The sequence below is a fragment of the Tibeticola sp. genome, assembly GCF_022759015.1.
GTDB lineage: Bacteria > Pseudomonadota > Gammaproteobacteria > Burkholderiales > Burkholderiaceae_C > Tibeticola > Tibeticola sediminis.
In genome coordinates this window covers 15,632-35,219 of the sequence record NZ_JAEMQB010000167.1, presented here as the reverse complement: position 1 = coordinate 35,219, position 19,588 = coordinate 15,632, and the positions used below count along the sequence as shown (strand labels likewise).

Annotated in this window: 20 protein-coding genes and 1 tRNA gene; 20 read left to right on the top strand and 1 reads right to left on the bottom strand. The window is 64.8% G+C overall.

Features of this window, described 5'->3' with window-relative positions:
- The 7 genes from JHC36_RS10695 to JHC36_RS10665 form a co-directional block, all read left to right on the top strand.
- A partial coding sequence (locus tag JHC36_RS10695) for a cbb3-type cytochrome c oxidase subunit I (RefSeq protein WP_287918923.1) occupies positions 1-1,242 on the top strand: 1,242 nt, incomplete at its 5' end.
- An 18-nt stretch (positions 1,243-1,260) separates the two neighbouring features.
- Positions 1,261-2,067 carry a CbbQ/NirQ/NorQ/GpvN family protein gene (locus JHC36_RS10690; RefSeq protein WP_287918921.1) on the top strand — a complete coding sequence of 269 codons (807 nt, stop codon included), beginning with the start codon at positions 1,261-1,263 and terminating at the stop codon, positions 2,065-2,067.
- A 37-nt stretch (positions 2,068-2,104) separates the two neighbouring features.
- Positions 2,105-3,070, top strand: coding sequence for a 4Fe-4S binding protein (locus tag JHC36_RS10685; protein ID WP_287918918.1), 966 nt, complete (start codon positions 2,105-2,107; stop codon positions 3,068-3,070).
- Positions 3,070-4,905: a nitric oxide reductase activation protein NorD gene (locus JHC36_RS10680; RefSeq protein ID WP_287918915.1), complete on the top strand. Its 1,836-nt coding sequence runs from the start codon at positions 3,070-3,072 to the stop codon at positions 4,903-4,905. Before JHC36_RS10685 ends, JHC36_RS10680 begins: the two co-directional genes overlap by 1 nt.
- Positions 4,906-4,993: 88 nt before the next feature.
- Positions 4,994-5,683 (top strand): Crp/Fnr family transcriptional regulator, encoded by a 690-nt coding sequence (locus JHC36_RS10675; RefSeq protein WP_287918912.1) that lies wholly within the window; start codon positions 4,994-4,996, stop codon positions 5,681-5,683.
- A 31-nt stretch (positions 5,684-5,714) separates the two neighbouring features.
- Entirely contained in the window at positions 5,715-6,755 is a 1,041-nt protein-coding gene (gene tsaD, locus JHC36_RS10670; RefSeq protein WP_287918909.1) for a tRNA (adenosine(37)-N6)-threonylcarbamoyltransferase complex transferase subunit TsaD, read from the top strand.
- A gap of 62 nt (positions 6,756-6,817) precedes the next feature.
- On the top strand, positions 6,818-8,107 hold the full coding sequence (locus JHC36_RS10665) for a branched-chain amino acid ABC transporter substrate-binding protein (RefSeq protein ID WP_287918906.1): 1,290 nt from the start codon (positions 6,818-6,820) through the stop codon (positions 8,105-8,107).
- Here JHC36_RS10665 and JHC36_RS10660 read toward each other — a convergent pair.
- On the bottom strand, positions 8,095-8,403 hold the full coding sequence (locus tag JHC36_RS10660) for a hypothetical protein (protein ID WP_287918904.1): 309 nt from the start codon (positions 8,401-8,403) through the stop codon (positions 8,095-8,097). The genes JHC36_RS10665 and JHC36_RS10660 overlap by 13 nt on opposite strands.
- A gap of 104 nt (positions 8,404-8,507) precedes the next feature.
- Here JHC36_RS10660 and JHC36_RS10655 point away from each other — a divergent pair, with 104 nt between their 5' ends.
- From JHC36_RS10655 to nuoF, 13 genes are all read left to right on the top strand, one after another.
- The gene (locus tag JHC36_RS10655) at positions 8,508-9,707 is read left to right on the top strand and encodes a pyridoxal phosphate-dependent aminotransferase (protein WP_287918901.1); all 1,200 of its coding nucleotides are present in this window, start codon (positions 8,508-8,510) and stop codon (positions 9,705-9,707) included.
- 138 nt (positions 9,708-9,845) lie between these two features.
- Complete coding sequence (gene rpsO / locus JHC36_RS10650; RefSeq protein WP_124220252.1) at positions 9,846-10,112, top strand: 30S ribosomal protein S15; 267 nt, start codon at positions 9,846-9,848, stop codon at positions 10,110-10,112.
- Positions 10,113-10,335: 223 nt separating this feature from the next.
- On the top strand, positions 10,336-12,459 hold the full coding sequence (pnp, locus tag JHC36_RS10645) for a polyribonucleotide nucleotidyltransferase (protein WP_287918897.1): 2,124 nt from the start codon (positions 10,336-10,338) through the stop codon (positions 12,457-12,459).
- A 59-nt stretch (positions 12,460-12,518) separates the two neighbouring features.
- The gene (locus tag JHC36_RS10640; protein WP_287918894.1) at positions 12,519-13,547 is read left to right on the top strand and encodes an NAD(P)H-quinone oxidoreductase; all 1,029 of its coding nucleotides are present in this window, start codon (positions 12,519-12,521) and stop codon (positions 13,545-13,547) included.
- On the top strand, positions 13,534-14,295 hold the full coding sequence (tpiA, locus tag JHC36_RS10635; RefSeq protein WP_287918891.1) for a triose-phosphate isomerase: 762 nt from the start codon (positions 13,534-13,536) through the stop codon (positions 14,293-14,295). The genes JHC36_RS10640 and tpiA overlap by 14 nt, the downstream gene beginning before the upstream one ends.
- Positions 14,296-14,327: 32 nt before the next feature.
- Positions 14,328-14,717, top strand: a complete 390-nt coding sequence (gene secG / locus JHC36_RS10630; protein WP_124220244.1) for a preprotein translocase subunit SecG — start codon at positions 14,328-14,330, stop codon at positions 14,715-14,717.
- A 117-nt stretch (positions 14,718-14,834) separates the two neighbouring features.
- A tRNA-Leu gene (locus JHC36_RS10625) sits at positions 14,835-14,919 on the top strand.
- Positions 14,920-14,979: 60 nt separating this feature from the next.
- Entirely contained in the window at positions 14,980-15,339 is a 360-nt protein-coding gene (locus JHC36_RS10620) for an NADH-quinone oxidoreductase subunit A (RefSeq protein WP_124220242.1), read from the top strand.
- Between the two features lie 24 nt (positions 15,340-15,363).
- Complete coding sequence (locus tag JHC36_RS10615; RefSeq protein ID WP_124220240.1) at positions 15,364-15,843, top strand: NuoB/complex I 20 kDa subunit family protein; 480 nt, start codon at positions 15,364-15,366, stop codon at positions 15,841-15,843.
- 13 nt (positions 15,844-15,856) lie between these two features.
- Positions 15,857-16,465, top strand: coding sequence for an NADH-quinone oxidoreductase subunit C (locus JHC36_RS10610; protein WP_287918886.1), 609 nt, complete (start codon positions 15,857-15,859; stop codon positions 16,463-16,465).
- A 21-nt stretch (positions 16,466-16,486) separates the two neighbouring features.
- Entirely contained in the window at positions 16,487-17,740 is a 1,254-nt protein-coding gene (locus tag JHC36_RS10605; RefSeq protein ID WP_124220236.1) for an NADH-quinone oxidoreductase subunit D, read from the top strand.
- Positions 17,737-18,228 (top strand): NADH-quinone oxidoreductase subunit NuoE, encoded by a 492-nt coding sequence (gene nuoE / locus JHC36_RS10600; RefSeq protein WP_124220234.1) that lies wholly within the window; start codon positions 17,737-17,739, stop codon positions 18,226-18,228. Before JHC36_RS10605 ends, nuoE begins: the two co-directional genes overlap by 4 nt.
- Positions 18,225-19,577: an NADH-quinone oxidoreductase subunit NuoF gene (gene nuoF, locus JHC36_RS10595; protein WP_124220232.1), complete on the top strand. Its 1,353-nt coding sequence runs from the start codon at positions 18,225-18,227 to the stop codon at positions 19,575-19,577. Before nuoE ends, nuoF begins: the two co-directional genes overlap by 4 nt.
- Positions 19,578-19,588: the final 11 nt, after the last annotated feature.

Sequence of the window (19,588 nt, the reverse complement as noted above, 5' to 3'; positions counted from 1 at the left end):
TTCATGGGCGCTGCCTACTACTTGGTGCCCGAGGAGTCCGAAACCGAGCTCTATAGCCCCTTGCTCGCCAAGGTTCTCTTCTGGGTCTTCCTTGTGGCCGGTGTGCTCACCATCGTCGGCTACCTCACCGTGCCCTACGCGCGTCTCGCCGAGCTCACCGGCAACCAGCTGCTGCAGACCATGGGACGCGAGTTCTTGGAGCAGCCGCTGCCGACCAAGGTGGGCATCGTGATTGTGGCCCTGGGCTTCCTGTTCAACATCAGCATGACGGTGCTCAAGGGCCGCAAGACCGCCATCGGCCTGGTATTGCTGATGGGCCTGTGGGGTCTGGCGCTGATGTTCCTGTTCAGCTTCGTCAACCCCCACAACTTGGTGCGCGACAAGATGTACTGGTGGTTCGTCGTCCACCTCTGGGTGGAAGGCGTGTGGGAACTGATCCTGGGCGCGCTGCTGGCCTACGTGCTGGTCAAGACCACCGGTGTGGACCGTGAAGTGATCGACAAGTGGCTGTACGTGATCATCGCCTTCGCGCTGATGACCGGTATCCTGGGCACGGGCCATCACTTCTACTTCATCGGCTTGCCCGGCTACTGGCACTGGATTGGCTCGATCTTCTCGGCCATGGAACCGATTCCCTTCTTCATGATGACGGTGTTCGCCTTCAACATGGTGCAGCGTCGCCGCCGCGAACACCCGAACCAGGCCGCCGTGCTGTGGGCCGTGGGCACCTCGGTCATGGGCTTCCTGGGCGCCGGTCTGTGGGGCTTCATCCATACGCTCAGCTCGGTCAACTACTACACCCACGGTACGCAGATCACCGCGGCTCACGGCCACCTGGCCTTCTACGGTGCCTACGTGCTGGTGGTGATCACGCTCATCAGCTACGCCATGCCCACGCTGCGTGGCCGGCTGGCCAACAGCCAGAAGGCGCAGGCCGCCGAAATGTGGAGCTTCTGGATCATGACCATCGGCATGGCCGTGATGGTGCTGGCCCTGACCGGTGCCGGCATCCTGCAGGTGTGGCTGCAACGCATCCCGACCGAAGGCGCCATGAGCTTCATGAACACGCAGGACCAGCTGGCGTTCTTCTACTGGATCCGCATCGGTGGCGGCGTGACCTTCCTGATCGGTCAGCTGCTGTACTTCTCGAGCTTCTTCATCGGTGGCGACCCGGTGCGTGTGGACAGCACCCGCAGCGCCGGTGGCGGCATGCTCGGCGCTCGCCCCGCACAGCGCGTCTGATCCAGCAGGAGCGCGGCGATGGACCACAGTGAACAGCAGCATCTGATGGACGTTCCGTTCTACGCCCAGCAGGCCGGCGAGGTGGCGCTCTTCGAGCACGCCTTCCGCCAGCGCCTGCCGGTGCTGATCAAGGGCCCCACCGGTTGCGGCAAGACGCGTTTCGTGGAGCACATGGCCGCGCGCCTGGGACGGCCGCTCATCACCGTGAGCTGCCACGACGACCTCAGCGCGGCCGACCTGGTCGGCCGCCACCTGATCGGCGAGCGGGGCACGGTCTGGGCCGACGGCCCGCTGGCCCGCGCGGTGCGCAGCGGCGCCATCTGCTACCTCGACGAGGTGGTCGAGGCCCGCAAGGACACCACTGTCGTGCTGCACCCGCTGGCCGACGACCGTCGCGTGCTGCCGATCGAGCGCACCGGCGAACAGCTGGTGGCGCCACCGGGCTTCATGCTGGTGGTCAGCTACAACCCGGGCTACCAGAACCTGCTCAAGAGCCTCAAGCCGAGCACCCGTCAGCGCTTCGTGGCGCTGAGCTTTGCTTATCCCGCGCCCGGTGTGGAGCGTGACATCGTGGTGGCGGAAGCCAGCGTCGAGCCGGTGCTGGCGGAGCGTCTGGTGAAGCTGGCGCAGGCGCTGCGACGCCTGACCGACCACGACCTCGAAGAAACCGTGAGCACGCGCCTGCTGGTCATGGCAGCCCGGCTGGTGGCCAGCGGCCTGCCGCTGCCTGTGGCCTGCCGCGCGGCCATCGTCGATGCGCTGACCGATGACCAGGAAACCGCCACCGCGCTCGACGAGGTGGTGATCGCTGTGCTCGGCACCTGATTTTGTTTGCAGCGGCGGCGCTGCGCTTCCCCTCCTCATGTCACACCCCCTGCAACGCCGCCGCCTCTTCTTCCAGCTGGGCTTCTTCGGCCTGTTCCTGCTGGCGCCCGCGCTGAACCTGCTGCGTTTCGACGTGCACGAAGCGCAGCTCTGGTTCCTGGGGCAGCGCTGGAGCCTCGGCATCGACGCCTTTCGCGCCGGCGAGATCACGGCCAACCAGGCCGCGATCCAGATCTTCGTGCGGGCTTTCCTGCCCGCCATCGCGTTCATCGCGGCTTTCCTGGCCGTGGCCTGGCGCTACGGCCGCATCTACTGTGGCTGGCTGTGCCCGCACTTCACCCTGGTGGAGACGCTCAATGCGACCTTGCAGCGCGCCTGCGGCAAGCTCAGCTTCTGGGACTCGCACCGCACCTTGCGCGCGAGCGTCAAGCCCTCGGGGCGCTGGTGGCCGGTGTTTTTCGGGCTGTGCCTGGCCTTCGGCTTTCTCTGGGCCATCACGCTGCTGAGCTACCTGCTGCCGCCGGCCGAGGTCTGGGGTGGTCTGCTGGCCGGCACGCTGGCACCCAATCCCTTGCGCTTTCTGCTCGCCGGCACGGCGGTCTTCACCCTGGAGTTCGCTTTCGCCCGCCACCTGTTCTGCCGTTTCGGTTGCGCCGTGGGCCTGTTCCAGAGCCTGGTGTGGATGGCCAATCCCAAGGGCATGGTGGTGGCGTTCGACCGCGAGCACGCGCGCGACTGCCGTACCTGCACGACGGCCACCTATCCGCAAGGCTCGGCCTGTGACAACGGCTGCCCCATGCGCCTGCACCCGCGCAACATCAAACGCATGATGTTCTCGTGTGTGCAGTGTGGCCAGTGTCTCGATTCATGTGAAGAGACGACGACCGCGCAGGCACGCGAACCCTTGCTGGAGTGGAAGGTCGGCGCCGACGCGGTGCGCGAGACGCTGAGGCAACGCCGTGAAGAGCACGCAGCGGCCGCCATGCTCGAAAGGAACGTCTGATGGAAGAGTGGGTCGGCCAACAGTGGGACCGCTTCATCCGCCGTGCGGCCAGCCGGCAGCACGATGCTGCGGCCGTCTCGCTGCCCGAGGTGCAGCGCAGCATCACGCTGATGTTCCGCGCGGCGGGTGGTGCGCCGGCGGTGCGCCTGGCGCCGGCCAGCGAACGCCGTGTCGGCGGCGCGCGCGACTGGCTGCAACGGATGGCCGGCACCGGCACCCACGCCGCCACCGGCCGGCTCGAACCCGAAGCGCTGTCGCTGCCGCCGCGCATCGCGGTGCACGCCGACCCGGCGCTCAACCGCGCGCTCTACCAGTGGCTGGCGGCGCTGGCCGCGCACATCGAACCCACTGGCGACTGGGTCGCCGACAACCGGCGGGCCACGCAGGCCGCGCTGCTGACCTTTCCGGGCCTGGCGGGCCGCTACCGGCAACTGCTGGCCGCCGAACAGGCGCTGCGCCCCGAGGCTGCGCGTCTGCGCGGTCGCGCCGCCGAGGCCGAACGTGCGGTGCAGGCCGCGCTGGCGGGGCAGGGCGATGAAGCGTCGCTGGCAGTGCAGCCGGATGAAGTGGCACCGGTCTGGCTCTGGCTGGACACCACATCCGTTGCAGGAACCGCCGCGGTCGTGCGCGAACAGGACCCGGCCGCCGCCACTGCGCAGCGGCCGCCCGCCACGCAGGATGCCCGCCGCCGCAAGGCCCGTGCGGTGGCCGACGAGCGCGACAAGGCGCCGCTGATGATGTTCTTCCGCGCCGAGTCCATCCTGTCCTGGGGTGAGTTCGTCAAGGTCAACCGCGCCAGCGACGATGACGACGACGGCAACGCGCTGGCCGCGGCCAACGACATGGACGTGCTGGCCATTGCGCCCGACGGGCAGACCACGGCCTCGCGTGTGAAGTTCGACCTGGACCTGCCCAGCGCCGCGGCCGACGACCGGCCGCTGGGCCCGGGCATCCGCCTGCCCGAGTGGGACTGGCGCCGCGGACGCCTGATCGAAGACCATTGCGCGCTGCAGACCCTGGTGACGGCCGGGGCGCCGGCTTTTGTGCCGCCTCCCGCCCTGAAGGTCACGGCCCGCCGCGTGCGCCGCCGCATGGAGGTGCTGCGCGGCGGCATGGGCCGGCTGCACGCCCAGCCCGAGGGCGAAGAGATCGATCTCGACGCCTGGATCCGCCACCACGTCGAAGCCTCCAGTGCGCCGCGCAGCGAGTCACCTTCGGTCTTCACCCGCCGCGTGCGCAGCGAACGCAGCCTGGCGACCTTGCTGCTGGCAGATCTGTCGCTGTCGACCGACGCCTATGCGACGCAGACGGCACGCGTGATCGACCTCATCCGCGACGCGCTCTACGTGTTCGGCGAGGCGCTGTCGGCCAGCGGCGACCCGTTCGAGATGCTTGGGTTTTCTTCGGTGCGGCGGCAGAACGTGCGCGTGCACCAGCTCAAGGGCTTCGACGAGGTCTGGGGCGCCCGCACGCGCGACCGCGTCGGTGCCATCAAGCCCGGCTACTACACCCGCATGGGCGCCGCCATCCGCTACGCCACCGCACGACTGGCTGATCGCCCGGAGCGCCAGCGCCTCCTGCTGCTGCTCACCGATGGCAAGCCGAACGATCTGGATGTGTACGAGGGCCGCTACGGGCTGGAGGACACGCGCCACGCGGTGCAGGCTGCGCGCAGGCTCGGGTTGGTCCCTTTTTGCATCACCATCGATGAGACCGCGCACGACTACCTGCCGATGCTGTTCAGCGACCAGGGCTATGCGCTGGTGCGGCACCCGCAGGACTTGGTCAAGCGGCTGTCCGCGGTGCAGCAGCGTCTCATGGTCACTGCGGGCTGAGGCCGACGCGTCGTCGGCAGCATACCCGGTGGGGAGTAGGGGACCGCTCGCGGCTATAGTCCCCACTTTGCCCTGAAGTCCCGTCGCCATGGACCTGTCCCGTTTCGATGTGCCCCGCTACCTGTCTCTGCTGCCCCTGTTCCAGGAGATACAGTTGCCGGCGCTACAGCGGCTGGCCCAGGGTAGCGAGTTGCGCGAGTTCGCCCGCGGAACAGATGTGTTTCGTGCCGGTGACCCCTGCCAGGAATTTCACGTGACCGTCTCGGGGCAGATCAAGCTATATGCCATCTCGCCGGTTGGCCAGGAGAAAATCATCGAACTGGTTGGGCCCGGCAACAGCTTTGCCGAGGCATTCATGTTTATGGAACGGCCCTGCATGGTCAGCGCTCAGGCCCTGAACGACACGCTGCTGCTGAGCATTTCGCGGGAGGCGGTGCTGAACGAGATTCAAAGCGATGCGCGATTTTGCATGCGCATGCTGGCCGGCCTATCGCGACGCCTGCATGGGCTGGTCAACGATGTGCAGGCCTATTCGCTGCACAGCGGTGTCGAGCGCGTGATTGGTTACCTGTTGCGTGACTTGCCTGAAGGCGGCGAGCAACCGGCTTGTGTGCTGCTACCGGTGAGCAAGGCGTCCATCGCCTCGCGCCTTTCGATGACGCCCGAATATTTCTCCAAGGTTCTTCACGAGCTGGAGTCCAAAGGCCTGATCGAGGTCGATAAACGCGAGATCCGGTTGCTGGATGTGCAGCGACTGCTGCGATACCCCTGGAAGTAATGCCTTCGCTGCGGTCACTGGACTTCTTGGCATGTTGATTCTCGGAGTCGAATCCTCCTGTGATGAAACCGGGGTGGCGCTGGTCGAGGCGCTGGGCGCGGGGGTGCCGCGCTTGCGCGCGCATGCCTTGCACAGCCAGATCGACATGCACCAAGCCTATGGCGGCGTGGTGCCCGAGCTTGCCAGCCGCGACCACATCCGCCGCGTGTTGCCGCTCACCCGCGAGGTGCTGCGCGAGGCGGGCTGCGGCGTGGATGCCATCGACCTGGTGGCCTACACCCGCGGGCCGGGGCTCGCGGGCGCGCTGCTCGTGGGCGCGGGGGTGGCCTGTGCGCTGGCGGCGGCGCTCGAAAAACCCGTGCTGCCTGTGCATCACCTCGAGGGCCATCTGCTCTCGCCGTTCCTGAGCGCGGACCCGCCCGAGTTTCCGTTCGTCGCGCTGCTGGTCTCGGGCGGACACACGCAGCTCATGCGCGTCGACGGCGTGGGCCGCTACGAGTTGCTGGGTGAGACCATCGACGACGCCGCGGGCGAAGCCTTCGACAAATCGGCCAAACTGCTTGGTTTGCCGTACCCCGGCGGGCCGGCGCTATCAACGCTGGCCGAGGGCGGTGATCCGGCCGCCTTCAAGCTGCCGCGGCCGCTGCTGCACAGCGGCGATCTGGATTTCTCCTTCGCCGGTCTCAAGACGGCGGTGCTCACCCAGGTGAAGAAGCTCGGCCCCGCGCTCGACGACCCGCAGGTGCGCGCCGACCTGGCGGCCAGCACGCAGGCGGCCATCGTGGAGGTGCTGGTGAAGAAGTCCCTGGCCGCGCTCGACGCCACCGGTCTGCAGCGCCTGGTGGTCGCCGGCGGCGTGGGCGCCAACCGCGCATTGCGCAGCCAGCTCGGCGCGGCCTGCGCGCGCCGCGGCGTGCGGGTGCACTACCCCGAACTGCATTTGTGCACCGACAACGGCGCCATGATTGCGCTCGCCGCCGCGCTGCGCGTGCAGGCCGGGGTGGCGCGCCCGCAACGCGGCTACGCCTTCGACGTGCAGCCGCGCTGGCCCCTCGAGGCCATCGATTTTTGATCGAAATCGCCGCTATGCCGGCGTTTTTCGGTGCTTTTATGCTATTGAAAAAGGATTAAAGATTGTACGCTTCGCGTCGAAAAGTTCTCGCTCGGATCGCGGCCCTCGGGGCCTTGCCCTGGGGTGTATCGGCCCGCGCGCAAACGGGCAACGCCGCTGCCCCGATACGACTGGCCCTGATCGAGGGGCTCAGCGGACCGTTCGCCAACGCCGGTGAGGCGGTTTGGCGCAATCTGCTCTGGGCCTGTGAGCGCGTCCATGCGCGCGGTGGGGTTGTGCTGCCCGGAGGTGCTCGACCGCTCGAGTTGGTGCGCTACGACAGCAAGGGCCAAAACGAGGAGGCGATCGCCGCGCTGCGTTCGGCGATCGAGTCGGGTGCGCGCATCGTGCTGCAGGGAAATTCGTCGGCCAATGCGGCGGCCCTGATCGATGCGATCGAAAAGCACAACGAGCGCGATCCCGAGCGCCAAGTTCTGTTTTTGAACTATTCCGCCGTCGATCCGGTGCTCACCAACGAGCGTTGCAGTTTCTGGCATTTCCGCTTCGATGCCCACGCCGAAATGCGCATGAAGGCGTTGATGAGCGTGCTGCGCGAGGACCGCGCGGTGCAAGGCGTCTACCTCATCGGGCAAGACTACAGCTTTGGCCAAGCGGTTCTGCGCCTCGCCCGCCAGCAGCTGGCTGCCGAGCGGCCGGATGTGCGCATCCTCGGGGAGGAGTTGCACCCGATGGGCCGGGTCAAAGATTTCTTGCCTTACGTTGCCAAGATCAAGGCCAGCGGCGCGCAGGCGGTGATTACCGGCAACTGGGGGAACGACCTCACCTTGCTCGTGCGCGCCGCACGCGAGGGGGGCTTCGACGGCAAGTTCTACACCTTCTATGGCAACGCCCTGGGCGCGCCCGCGGCCATTGGTGAAGCTGGCGTCGGCCGGGTCCTGGCCGTGGCCGACTGGTTGCCCAACGTCCCCGACCCTGCGGCCGAGGCGTTCTACCGCAGCTTCCGCGCCCGCTTCCCCAAGCCGGCCGACGACTACGTCCACATGCGCATGCAACTGATGATCGAAGCGCTGGCGCAGTCGATCGAGCGCGCGGCGACCGTGCAGTCCCGCGCCGTGGCACTGCAGCTCGAGCGGGCCGACGTCGCCCTCGCGGGGCAGCGCGGAACGATGCGCGCGGTCGACCACCAGTTTCAGCAGCCGCTCGTCGTCGGCCTGATGGACCGTCAGGGCACACCCGGTGTGCCCTTCGATGTCGAGGGTTCGGGCTACGGGTTCCGGGTGATCCGCCGGCTCTCGGCCGACGACGCCTCGTTACCCACGACCTGCCGCATGCGGCGGCCTCAGCTCGCGTAGCCGAGACAGGCGCCGGCGTTCGGCCGGCCCTTGCATTCGCGCTTGAGCCGTCGGTCGCGCTCGGCCGTCGTCTCCGCCGAACCCTTGTCGAAGATCGCGCGCGGGTGGGCTTCACCCTTCGGGTGGACTTTGGCTTTGCGCCGTTTTTTGACGGGGCGATCCAGGTTGGCGAGGTTCGTGGGGTCGGTCGCAGCCGTCGCGGGCAGTCCTACGGCCAGGCATAGGGCCAGGCAGATGGCGGCGGGGGCGCGGCGCGTGCGGCGGCTGGTCAGTCGGGCAAAGGGCAGGGTCGGCATGGCAGCGAGTGGGGTTGTACCGCTTGAACGGGGTTGGGGGTCTCTCGGTGCAAGTTTGGCATGATCTCGTTCCCACGCCCAGCCTCGATTTGGAGTTTCGTTCCATGCGCGCAGCCGTTCGCGAACTCAGTCCCTCCCTGATCCGGGAGGTAGCCAATGCCGGCATCGGCCGCAGCGACGTGCTGCCTTTCTGGTTCGGCGAAAGCGACGAGGTCACACCCGCGTTCATCCGCGAGGCGGCCATTGCCTCATTGCAGGCGGGGGAGACGTTTTACGCGCACAACCTGGGCTTGCCCGAGTTGCGCGAGGCGGTGGCGCGCTACATGAGCGACTGGCACCCCGCAATTGGCGTCGATCGCATCGCCATCACCGCGGGCGGTGTCAACGGGCTCATGATCGCCATGCAGGCGCTGGTGGATCCGGGCGACGAGGTGGTCGTCGTCACGCCCGTGTGGCCCAACCTCACGGCGCAGCCGCACATCCTCAGTGCTCGACTGCGCTGTGTGCCCCTGCGCCCCGCAGGCAGCCCTGGTGGCGAGTGGTCGCTCGACCTCGAGGTCCTGCTCGCAGCGATCACCCCGCAGACGCGGCTGCTGGTCATCAATGCACCCAACAACCCGACGGGCTGGACGCTGAGCCGCGCTGAGCAGCAAGCCGTGCTCGAGCATTGCCGGAAAACCGGTACCTGGATCCTGGCCGATGAGGTTTACGAGCGTCTCTACTATCCCGACGGCGGCGAGGAGGCGGGCCGCGTCGCTGCCCCTTCCTTTCTGGACGTGGCCGACGCCGAAGATCGGCTGGTCGTCGTTCAGAGCTTTTCCAAGAGTTTCTTGATGACGGGATGGCGGCTCGGTTGGTTGGTGATGCCCGCCTCGCTCACCGAGCACGTCGGCAAGCTCATCGAATTCAACACTTCGTGCAATTCGGTCTTCACGCAGAGAGCGGCGATCACGGCGCTCGAGCGAACGGATGAACTCACGCCGCGCTTGGTCCGCCACCTCCGATCGGGCCGCGATCGCTTGGTTTCGGCGCTCGCGCGACTGCCGCGCCTGCAGGTGTCGGTTCCGCGGGGCGGCATGTATGCGTTCTTTCGCTTGGAAGGCTACGAGGATTCGCTGATCTTGGCCAAACGGTTGGTTGCCGAGGCGGGATTGGGCCTCGCCCCCGGCGCCGCTTTCGGCCCTGAAGCCCGTAGCTGGCTGCGCTGGTGCTTTGCGTCGCGCGATCTCGATCGCCTCGACCGCGGCGTCGAGCGGCTCGATGCTTGGCTCGCCGCTCAATCAGACAATCCTCGGGGGCTGTGACGAAGGCGGGCGGGTGGGACTCGTTCAGCCTTGCCCTATAATTCCAAGGCTTTGCATGGTGCAAGGCGCACGCCCGCGGCCCGTTCAGTCGCTGGCGCAAGTCACAAGTCGATTCCGACAATTTCCAAGGAACCTCTCATGATTTCTTCTTCCGTCAAAGCCGAGGTCGTCAAGGCCAACGCCCGCAGCGCCAACGATACGGGCAGCCCTGAGGTGCAAATTGCGCTGCTCACGGCGCGTATCAACGAGCTGACGCCGCACTTCAAAACCCACGCCAAAGACCATCACGGCCGTCGCGGTCTGCTGCGTCTGGTGAGCCGTCGCCGCAAGCTTCTGGACTATCTCAAGAGCCGCGATGCCGCCCGCTACGTGGCGCTGATCAACAAGCTTGGTTTGCGCAAGTAAACCTTTCGGCCAGGCAACACCGTTTGGCCATGCGTACAAAACGCCTGGGTTAGGTTTCTAGCTCAGGCGTTTTTCACTTCGAGGTTCGTTCATCGGATGCGCGCTGTGTCATTCCAAGAGGGCTCGACTGCAGAGTTCTGCTGGAATGGCATCGTGTTCGGGTAACGAGCTCGGGCAACCGGCGCGGCCTCATGCGCCACCGTTCTCATCAGGAGCACCCACCATGTCCATGTTCAACAAAGTCACCAAGACCTTCCAGTGGGGTCATCAAACCGTCACCCTCGAGACGGGTGAAATCGCGCGTCAAGCCACCGGAGCGGTCGTCGTCAACATCGACGACACCGTCATCCTCGCGACCGTCGTCGCCTCGAAGACCGCCAAGCCCGGGCAGGATTTCTTCCCCCTGACCGTCGATTACACGGAAAAAGCCTATGCCGCCGGCAAGCTTCCGGGCAGCTTCTTCAAGCGCGAAGGTCGCCCCAGCGAGTTGGAAACGCTCACCAGCCGTCTGATCGACCGGCCGATCCGTCCGCTGTTCCCTGAGGGCTTTTACAACGAGGTTCAGGTCATCATCCATGTGCTGAGCCTCAACCCCGAGGTTCCGGCCGACATCCCCTCGATGATCGGCGCCAGCGCGGCGCTGGCCATCAGTGGCATCCCTTTTCATGGCCCGATCGGCGCCGCCCGTGTGGGCTACGTCAACGGCGCGTATGTGCTCAACCCCGGGCCGACGCAACTGGCCAACAGCCAGATGGATCTCGTCGTTGCCGGCACCGAAAGCGCCGTGTTGATGGTCGAGTCCGAAGCCCAGCAACTGCCCGAGGAGGTCATGCTCGGCGCCGTCGTGTTCGGTCATGAACAAGGCAAGATCGCGATCGAAGCGATCCATGAACTCGTGCGCGAGGCGGGCAAGCCTCTGTGGGACTGGAAGCCACCCGCGCGCGACGAGACCTTGATCGCCAAGGTGAATGCTTACGCCGAGGACAAGCTTCGTGCGGCCTACCAGATCCGCAACAAGCAGGCGCGCACCCAGGCTTGCCGCGAGGCCTACGCAGCCGTGATGGCCGACCTTCAGGCCGAGGGGATCGAGTTCGATCCGGTCAAGGTCGAAGCCTTGCTCTTCGAGATCGAGTCGCGCATCGTCCGCAGCCAAATCCTTGCTGGCGAACCGCGCATCGACGGGCGCGACACCCGCACGGTGCGTCCGATCGAGATTCGCCATGGCGTGCTGCCGCGCACCCACGGTTCGGCGCTGTTCACCCGGGGCGAGACGCAGGCTTTGGCCGTGGCAACGCTCGGTACCGAGCGCGACGCGCAGCGCATCGACGCCCTTGCAGGCGAGTATGAAGACCGCTTCATGCTGCACTACAACATGCCGCCGTTTGCGACCGGTGAGGCTGGGCGCTTTGGTTCGCCCAAGCGCCGCGAGATCGGCCACGGCCGCTTGGCCAAGCGGGCGCTCGTTGCCGTGTTGCCGAGCAAGGACGAGTTCCCCTACACCATCCGGGTCGTCTCTGAAGTCACGGAATCGAACGGTTCCTCCTCGATGGCCTCGGTCTGCGGGGGTTGCTTGGCGCTCATGGATGCGGGCGTGCCGCTCAAGGCGCATGTCGCAGGCATCGCGATGGGACTCATCAAGGAAGACAACCGGTTTGCCGTGTTGACCGATATCTTGGGTGACGAAGACCATCTGGGCGACATGGACTTCAAGGTGGCTGGGACCACCACCGGCATCACGGCCCTGCAGATGGACATCAAAATCCAAGGCATCACCAAGGAAATCATGCAGGTCGCCTTGGCTCAGGCGAAGGAAGCCCGGATGCACATCCTCGCCAAAATGCAGGAGGCGATGGGCGAAGCCAAGGCCGAGATCTCGGACTTTGCTCCGAAGCTCTACACGATGAAGATCAACCCCGAGAAAATCCGGGACGTCATCGGCAAGGGCGGCGCGGTCATCCGTGCACTGACCGAGGAAACCGGCACTCAGATCGACATCGGCGAGGACGGAACCATCACGATCGCCGCGACCGACGGGGCAAAGGCCGCCGAGGCCAAGCGCCGCATCGAGGAGCTGACCGCCGAAGTCGAGGTCGGCAAAGTCTATGAAGGCCCGGTGACCAAGATTTTGGACTTCGGTGCACTCGTCAACGTTCTGCCTGGCAAGGATGGGCTGCTGCACATCAGCCAAATTTCGCACGACCGGGTCGAGAAGGTTTCCGATTACCTCAAAGAGGGCCAGGTTGTGCGGGTGAAGGTTCTCGAGACCGACGACAAGGGTCGCGTCAAGCTGTCGATGAAGGCTTTGGCAGATCGTCCGGCGCCCGCATCGGAAGGCGGGCAGGGCTGATGCCCAGGGGTTCCGGGTTCGGCCCGGAGCCTCGTTTTCGATTGTTTGGCTAAGCCCCGATGAAAGTCATCGAAATCGCAGCGCCCGGCGGCCCCGAGGTTTTGCGGGTCGCCGAGCGCGAAATCCCGCGGCCGGGCCCGGGCGAGGTGCTCATCCGTGTCCATGCCAGCGGTGTGAACCGCCCCGATGTCTTGCAGCGCAAGGGCGCCTATCCGCCGCCGCCCGGCGCTTCGGACATTCCTGGGCTCGAGGTTGCTGGCGTCATCGTTGCTGGCGATGAGCCGGCCATGCGCGCCGCGGGCCTCGCGGTAGGGCAACGCGTCTGTGCCTTGCTGTCGGGCGGGGGCTATGCGCAATATTGCGTGGCACCCGTGGGCCAGTGTCTGCCGGTCCCGGCCGGGCTGTCCGACGAGGAGGCGGCCGCCTTGCCCGAAACCTTCTTCACCGTCTGGAGCAATGTTTTCGATCGCGGCCGGCTGCGTTCGGGCGAGGTGCTTCTGGTGCAAGGAGGGGCGAGCGGTATCGGCGTCACCGCCATCCAGCTGGCGCGCGCCTTTGGCGCCAAAGTCATCGCGACCGCGGGCAGCGACGAGCGCTGCGAAGCGTGTCGGGCGCATGGGGCCGACGCAGCCATCAATTACCGGACGCAGGATTTCGCCGCTGAGGTCCTTCGGTTCACCGAGGGCCGGGGCGCGGATGTGGTGCTCGACATGGTGGCCGGCGCATATGTCGCCCGGGAGGTGGGCTGCCTGGCCGAAGACGGGCGGCTCGTCATCATTGCGACCCAGGGCGGCGCCCAGAGCGGCTTCGATGCCGGTGTGCTGATGCGGCGCCGCCTGACCATCACCGGCTCGACCTTGCGGCCCCGCCCGGTCGCATTCAAGGCTGCCATTGCCGCGGCCTTGCGCGAACACGTCTGGCCCTTGCTGGAGCGCGGCGCGGTTCGGCCTGTGATTCATGCGGTTTTCCCTGTCATTGAAGGCGGCGACACCGACTCGAACGGCGCTGTCCACGCGCACGCGCTGATGGAGTCTGGGCAGCACATCGGCAAGATCGTTCTCACATGGAATCACGATGAGCAGCAATAAACGCAAACTCATAGCCGGCAACTGGAAGATGAACGGAAGCCTGGCGTTCAACGAAGCTTTGGTGACCGGCATCCGCGAGGGGCTGGCGCGGGCGGTACCCCCATGCGATGTGGCGGTTTGTCCGCCGGCACCGTATCTGCAGCAGGTCCGATCCTTGCTGGAGCAGGGGGGGGCGGTCGAACTCGGCGCTCAGGATCTGTCCATGCACGACAGCGGTGCGTACACCGGCGAGGTTTCGGCCGCGATGCTGCGCGACTTCGCGGTTCGCTACGTGATCGTTGGACACAGCGAGCGCCGCAGCTACCACGGAGAGACGGATACCCACGTCGCGATCAAGGTGCAAAAAGCGCTGGCCGCAGGCCTCACACCCATCGTCTGTGTCGGTGAAACGCTGGCGCAGCGCGAGGCGGGTTTGACGGAGGTGGCCGTCAAACAGCAGCTCGCAGCGGTCATCCATCTCAATGGTCACTGCATCAGCGAGATCGTCGTCGCTTATGAGCCGGTCTGGGCGATCGGCACGGGCCGAACCGCCTCTCCCGAGCAAGCGCAAGAAGTGCATGCGGTGCTCAGAGCACAGCTGCGTGCGGCAAGCGAACGCGCCGATCGGATCCGCATTCTCTATGGGGGCAGTATGAACGCGGCCAACGCTGCGGCCTTGCTCGCCCAACCGGACATCGACGGCGGGCTGATCGGCGGAGCCTCGTTGAAAGCGCCTGACTTCCTTTCCATCATTGCAGCGGCGGGCTGATTTCGATCTCTCGCCTCTTTGGAACTTCACTCATGACCATCCTCGTCAAACTGCTTCTTGTCATTCAAGTCCTCAGCGCACTCGGCATGATCGGCCTCATCCTCATTCAGCACGGCAAGGGTGCCGACATGGGGGCGGCTTTCGGCAGCGGCGGCTCCGGCAGCCTCTTTGGCGCGAGCGGCAGCGCCAACTTCCTCTCGCGCACCACTGGGGTCTTGGCGACCGTGTTCTTCGTGTGCACGCTGATGCTGGCCTATTTCGGTCACATCCGCGCCGTTCCGTCGGGGGGCACGAGCGTGCTCGAGTCCGCTGCGGTCCCGGCTCCGGCCGCCAGCGCGGCGGTCCAGATTCCTTCGGGAATCTCGGCGCAGCCGGCCGCACCGACTTCCCAGCCCGCGTCGTCGGCGGCTCCCGCACGCTGAGTCCTACGCCAGTCTGAAAAATACCCCTGAAAGCCTAAAACCAGGGTCTTTTCAGGCTACAATCCCGGCTGTCTCGAATGCCTAAGGCTCAAGGCCGAAGCATCGAAGCCGTCTCCAGCCGACGTGGTGAAATTGGTAGACACGCTATCTTGAGGGGGTAGTGGCGAAAGCTGTGCGAGTTCGAGTCTCGCCGTCGGCACCAACATCTGGAGCAATGCGGTCGCAGCGCGACGGCATTCGCCTCCAAGCCTGAAGACCAATCATGAGACTCGACCAGTATCTTCCTGTCCTGTTGTTTTTGCTGGTTGGCATTGCAGTCGGGGTTCTCCCGTTGGTCTTTGGTTATCTTCTCGGGCCCAATCGCCCGGATCCCGAGAAAAACTCCCCCTACGAGTGTGGTTTTGAGGCGTTCGAGGACGCGCGCATGAAGTTCGATGTGCGCTATTACCTCGTCGCGATCCTCTTCATTCTTTTCGACCTCGAAATCGCCTTTCTCTTCCCTTGGGCTGTCGCCTTGCGCGATGTGGGCCTGACTGGGTTTGTCGCGGTTCTCATCTTCCTTGCCATCCTCGTCGTCGGCTTTGTCTACGAGTGGAAAAAGGGTGCCCTGGACTGGGAATGAGTCTGGTCAACCGGAGTCGCTGAGATGATCGAAGGTGTTCTGAAGGAAGGGTTCATCACCACGAGCTACGACACCGTGGTGAATTGGGCCAAGACGGGTTCTTTGTGGCCAATGACCTTCGGGCTTGCTTGCTGCGCCGTCGAGATGATGCACGCAGCGGCCGCTCGCTATGACCTCGGTCGCTTCGGTGCCGAGGTGTTCCGCGCGAGTCCCCGCCAGAGCGATTTGATGATCGTCGCCGGCACGCTGTGCAACAAGATGGCGCCGGCTCTGCGCAAGGTGTACGACCAAATGAGTGAGCCGCGCTACGTCTTGTCCATGGGGTCTTGCGCCAACGGCGGGGGCTACTACCACTACAGCTATTCGGTCGTCCGGGGCTGCGATCGGATCGTGCCGGTGGATGTGTATGTTCCGGGCTGTCCACCCACCGCGGAGGCGTTGATCTACGGGATCATCCAGCTCCAGCAGAAGATCCGCCGGACGCAGACGATCGCACGCGTGTGAAAGGTTCAGGCAAATGACGGCTCCAGCGGATTCGGTCGAGATGCTTCGTGCATCGATCGCGGCAGTGTTGGGTGAGGATGCGGAGTCGGTTTCCGTATCCCGCGGCGAGGTCACCGCGGTTCTTCGGGCAGATCGCTACCTCGAGGCCATGGCACGACTTCGCGACGATCCGCGGAGTCGGTTCGAGCAATTGATCGACCTCTGTGGGATCGACTATTCCGCGTATCGGGATGGCGAGTGGACCGGGCAGCGGTTTGCGGTGGTTGTCCATCTGCTGTCGATTTCGCTCAATCATCGTCTCCGTGTCAAGGTTTATTGCCCGGACGACGAGTTTCCCGTGATGCCCTCGGTGACCAAGCTGTGGAGCTCGGCGAACTGGTTTGAGCGTGAGGCATTCGATCTGTTCGGCATCGTTTTCGAGGGGCACGAAGACCTGCGCCGCATCTTGACCGACTACGGGTTCATTGGGCACCCGTTCCGCAAGGAGTTCCCGCTGTCGGGCCATGTGGAGATGCGCTACGACGCGACGCAGCGACGCGTCGTTTATGAGCCCGTCAGCATCGAGCCTCGGGAGATCACGCCCCGGATCATCCGTGAGGATGGCTACGGCGGACTTCACTGACGCGCCTACCCTTTCAGAGCCATGGCCGATATCAAAAACTACACCCTGAACTTCGGGCCACAGCACCCTGCCGCGCACGGTGTGATGCGTTTGGTGCTCGAACTCGACGGCGAGGTCGTCCAGCGTGCCGATCCGCATATCGGGCTCTTGCACCGCGCGACCGAAAAGCTCGCTGAGCACAAGACCTTCATCCAGTCGCTGCCGTATATGGACCGGCTGGACTATGTCTCCATGATGTGCAACGAGCACGCCTATTGCTTGGCGATCGAGAAGCTGCTGGGTATCGAGGTTCCGCTGCGGGCGCAGTACATCCGGGTCATGTTTGCCGAGATCACTCGGATCCTCAACCACCTGATGTGGTTGGGTTCCCATGGAAACGATTGCGGCAGCTCGACCATCTTGATCTACACCTTCCGTGAGCGCGAAGACCTCTTCGACATGTATGAAGCGGTCTCCGGCGCTCGCATGCACGCCGCATACTTCCGGCCGGGGGGCGTCTATCGCGACCTGCCCGACCGCATGCCGCAGTATGCGCCGAGCAAAATTCGCAGCGCGAAGGCGGTCGAAGAGCGCAACGCCAACCGGCGCGGCTCGCTGCTCGACTTCATCGACGATTTCACCCAAAGGTTCCCGAAGTGCGTCGACGAGTACGAGACGCTGCTCACCGACAATCGAATCTGGAAGCAGCGCACGGTCGGCATTGGCGTGGTTACCCCGGAGCGCGCTCTGAATCTCGGCTTGACGGGGCCGATGTTGCGCGGCTCTGGTATCGCTTGGGACCTGCGTAAAACCCAGCCGTACGAGGTGTACGACCGCCTTGACTTTGCCATCCCCGTGGGCGTGACGGGGGATAGTTATGACCGCTATTTGGTGCGCGTCCAAGAGCTGCGCGAGTCGAACCGAATCATCAAACAATGCGTCGACTGGCTCCGAGCGAATCCCGGCCCGGTGATCACGGACAACCATAAGGTGGCCCCGCCCTCGCGTGAGGCGATGAAGGCCAATATGGAAGACCTCATCCATCACTTCAAACTGTTCACCGAGGGTTTCCATGTCCCGGAGGGCGAGGTCTATGCGGCGGTCGAGCATCCGAAGGGAGAGTTCGGGATTTACCTCGTGAGCGACGGTGCCAATAAGCCCTACCGGCTCAAGATCCGGCCGCCCGGCTTCGTCCACCTCTCTGCCTTCGACGAACTCGTACGCGGGCACATGCTGGCCGACGCCGTTGCGATCATAGGCACGCTCGACATTGTTTTTGGAGAGATCGATCGATGATCCCGGAAGCGACAAAGGCGCGGTTTGACCGCGAGGTGGCCAAGTATCCGCCGGAGCAGCGCCAGTCGGCCGTGATGGCTTGCTTGGCCATCATCCAACAAGAGCAGGGCTACGTCAGTCTCGAGGCGGAGCGGGATCTTGCCGAGTACCTGGGCATCGCGCCCATGGCGGTTCACGAGGTCACGACGTTCTACAACATGTACAACCGAGAGCCCGTGGGCCGGTACAAACTGAATGTTTGTACGAACCTGCCATGTCAGCTCCGTAACGGCGGGCATGCGCTCGAGTATCTGGCTCAGAAGCTCGGTATCGGGGTTGGCGAGACGACTCCTGATGGGCTCTTCACGTTGCAGCAATGCGAGTGTCTCGGTGCTTGCGCCGACGCGCCCGTCATGCTGGTCAACGACCGCAGCATGTGCAGCTTCATGACGGACGAACGCCTCGATCAGTTGGTCGACGGGCTCAAAGCAGCCGAGGTGCAGAAATGAGCGCGTCTGAAGTGCTTGAACGGTTCCGGGCCCAAGGTACCGAGACCTGCTTTCATGGCCGGCATATTTCCCCGCAGATCTACGCCGGTCTCGACGGGCGGAATTGGCGGCTCAAGGATTACGAGGCGCGCGGCGGTTATCAAGCCTTGCGCAAGATCCTCGGACTGGATGGCGGGCCGGGCCTGACCCCGGAGCAGGTCATCGCCGAAGTCAAAGAGTCGGCCCTGCGTGGTCGCGGTGGCGCGGGCTTCCCGACCGGCTTGAAGTGGAGCTTCATGCCGCGGCAGTTTCCGGGGCAGAAATACCTGGTGTGCAATTCGGACGAAGGCGAGCCGGGTACTTGCAAAGACCGCGACATCCTCAACTACAACCCGCACCTGGTGATCGAGGGGATGGCGATCGCAGCCTATGCGATGGGCATCACCGTGGGGTACAACTACATCCACGGCGAGATTTTTCAGACCTACGAGAGGTTCGAGGAAGCGCTAGCGGAGGCCCGCGAAGCCGGCTATCTGGGCCCGCGCATCCTCGGGACTGATTTCAGTTTCGAGCTCTACGCGCACCACGGTTTTGGCGCCTATATCTGCGGTGAAGAAACGGCTCTGCTCGAGTCGCTCGAGGGCAAGAAGGGTCAGCCACGGTTCAAGCCGCCCTTCCCCGCAAGCTTTGGCTTGTATGGCAAGCCCACGACGATCAACAACACCGAGACCTTCGCGGCGGTGCCGTGGATCATTCGAAATGGGGGGAAGGCCTATCTCGAATGTGGTAAGCCCAACAACGGGGGCACCAAGATTTTCTCCATGGTTGGGGATGTCGAGCGCCCTGGGAACTATGAAGTCCCGATGGGCACGCCGTTCTCGAAGCTCCTCGAACTCGCGGGGGGCGTGCGTGGCGGCCGGCCTTTAAAGGCCGTGATTCCCGGTGGTTCGTCGGCGCCGGTTTTGCCGGCATCGATCATGATGGACTGCACGATGGACTATGACTCGATCGCGAAAGCAGGCTCCATGCTTGGCTCGGGCGCAGTCATCGTCATGGACGACACGCGTTGCATGGTTCGGTCGCTGTTGCGGCTGAGCTACTTCTACATGCACGAGTCCTGCGGTCAATGCACGCCCTGTCGTGAAGGCACTGGCTGGCTTTGGCGCATCGTCGACCGCATCGAACACGGCCAAGGGCGGCCGGGCGATCTGGATTTACTCGACAACGTGGCGCACAACATCATGGGCCGCACGATTTGTGCCCTCGGTGATGCGGCCGCAATGCCGGTGCGCGGAATGCTCAAGCACTTCCGATCGGAATTCGAACACCACGTGGAGCACGGAACCTGCCTGGTTTCCGCTCACGGCTGACTGGACGGCAC

Coding starts and splice junctions, on each gene's coding strand:
- JHC36_RS10690 (WP_287918921.1), top strand. CDS start 1,261: ATGGACCACAGTGAACAGCAGCATCTGATGGACGTTCCGTTCTACGCC.
- JHC36_RS10685 (WP_287918918.1), top strand. CDS start 2,105: ATGTCACACCCCCTGCAACGCCGCCGCCTCTTCTTCCAGCTGGGCTTC.
- JHC36_RS10680 (WP_287918915.1), top strand. CDS start 3,070: ATGGAAGAGTGGGTCGGCCAACAGTGGGACCGCTTCATCCGCCGTGCG.
- JHC36_RS10675 (WP_287918912.1), top strand. CDS start 4,994: ATGGACCTGTCCCGTTTCGATGTGCCCCGCTACCTGTCTCTGCTGCCC.
- tsaD (WP_287918909.1), top strand. CDS start 5,715: ATGTTGATTCTCGGAGTCGAATCCTCCTGTGATGAAACCGGGGTGGCG.
- JHC36_RS10660 (WP_287918904.1), bottom strand. CDS start 8,403: ATGCCGACCCTGCCCTTTGCCCGACTGACCAGCCGCCGCACGCGCCGC.
- JHC36_RS10655 (WP_287918901.1), top strand. CDS start 8,508: ATGCGCGCAGCCGTTCGCGAACTCAGTCCCTCCCTGATCCGGGAGGTA.
- rpsO (WP_124220252.1), top strand. CDS start 9,846: ATGATTTCTTCTTCCGTCAAAGCCGAGGTCGTCAAGGCCAACGCCCGC.
- pnp (WP_287918897.1), top strand. CDS start 10,336: ATGTCCATGTTCAACAAAGTCACCAAGACCTTCCAGTGGGGTCATCAA.
- JHC36_RS10640 (WP_287918894.1), top strand. CDS start 12,519: ATGAAAGTCATCGAAATCGCAGCGCCCGGCGGCCCCGAGGTTTTGCGG.
- tpiA (WP_287918891.1), top strand. CDS start 13,534: ATGAGCAGCAATAAACGCAAACTCATAGCCGGCAACTGGAAGATGAAC.
- secG (WP_124220244.1), top strand. CDS start 14,328: ATGACCATCCTCGTCAAACTGCTTCTTGTCATTCAAGTCCTCAGCGCA.
- JHC36_RS10620 (WP_124220242.1), top strand. CDS start 14,980: ATGAGACTCGACCAGTATCTTCCTGTCCTGTTGTTTTTGCTGGTTGGC.
- JHC36_RS10615 (WP_124220240.1), top strand. CDS start 15,364: ATGATCGAAGGTGTTCTGAAGGAAGGGTTCATCACCACGAGCTACGAC.
- JHC36_RS10610 (WP_287918886.1), top strand. CDS start 15,857: ATGACGGCTCCAGCGGATTCGGTCGAGATGCTTCGTGCATCGATCGCG.
- JHC36_RS10605 (WP_124220236.1), top strand. CDS start 16,487: ATGGCCGATATCAAAAACTACACCCTGAACTTCGGGCCACAGCACCCT.
- nuoE (WP_124220234.1), top strand. CDS start 17,737: ATGATCCCGGAAGCGACAAAGGCGCGGTTTGACCGCGAGGTGGCCAAG.
- nuoF (WP_124220232.1), top strand. CDS start 18,225: ATGAGCGCGTCTGAAGTGCTTGAACGGTTCCGGGCCCAAGGTACCGAG.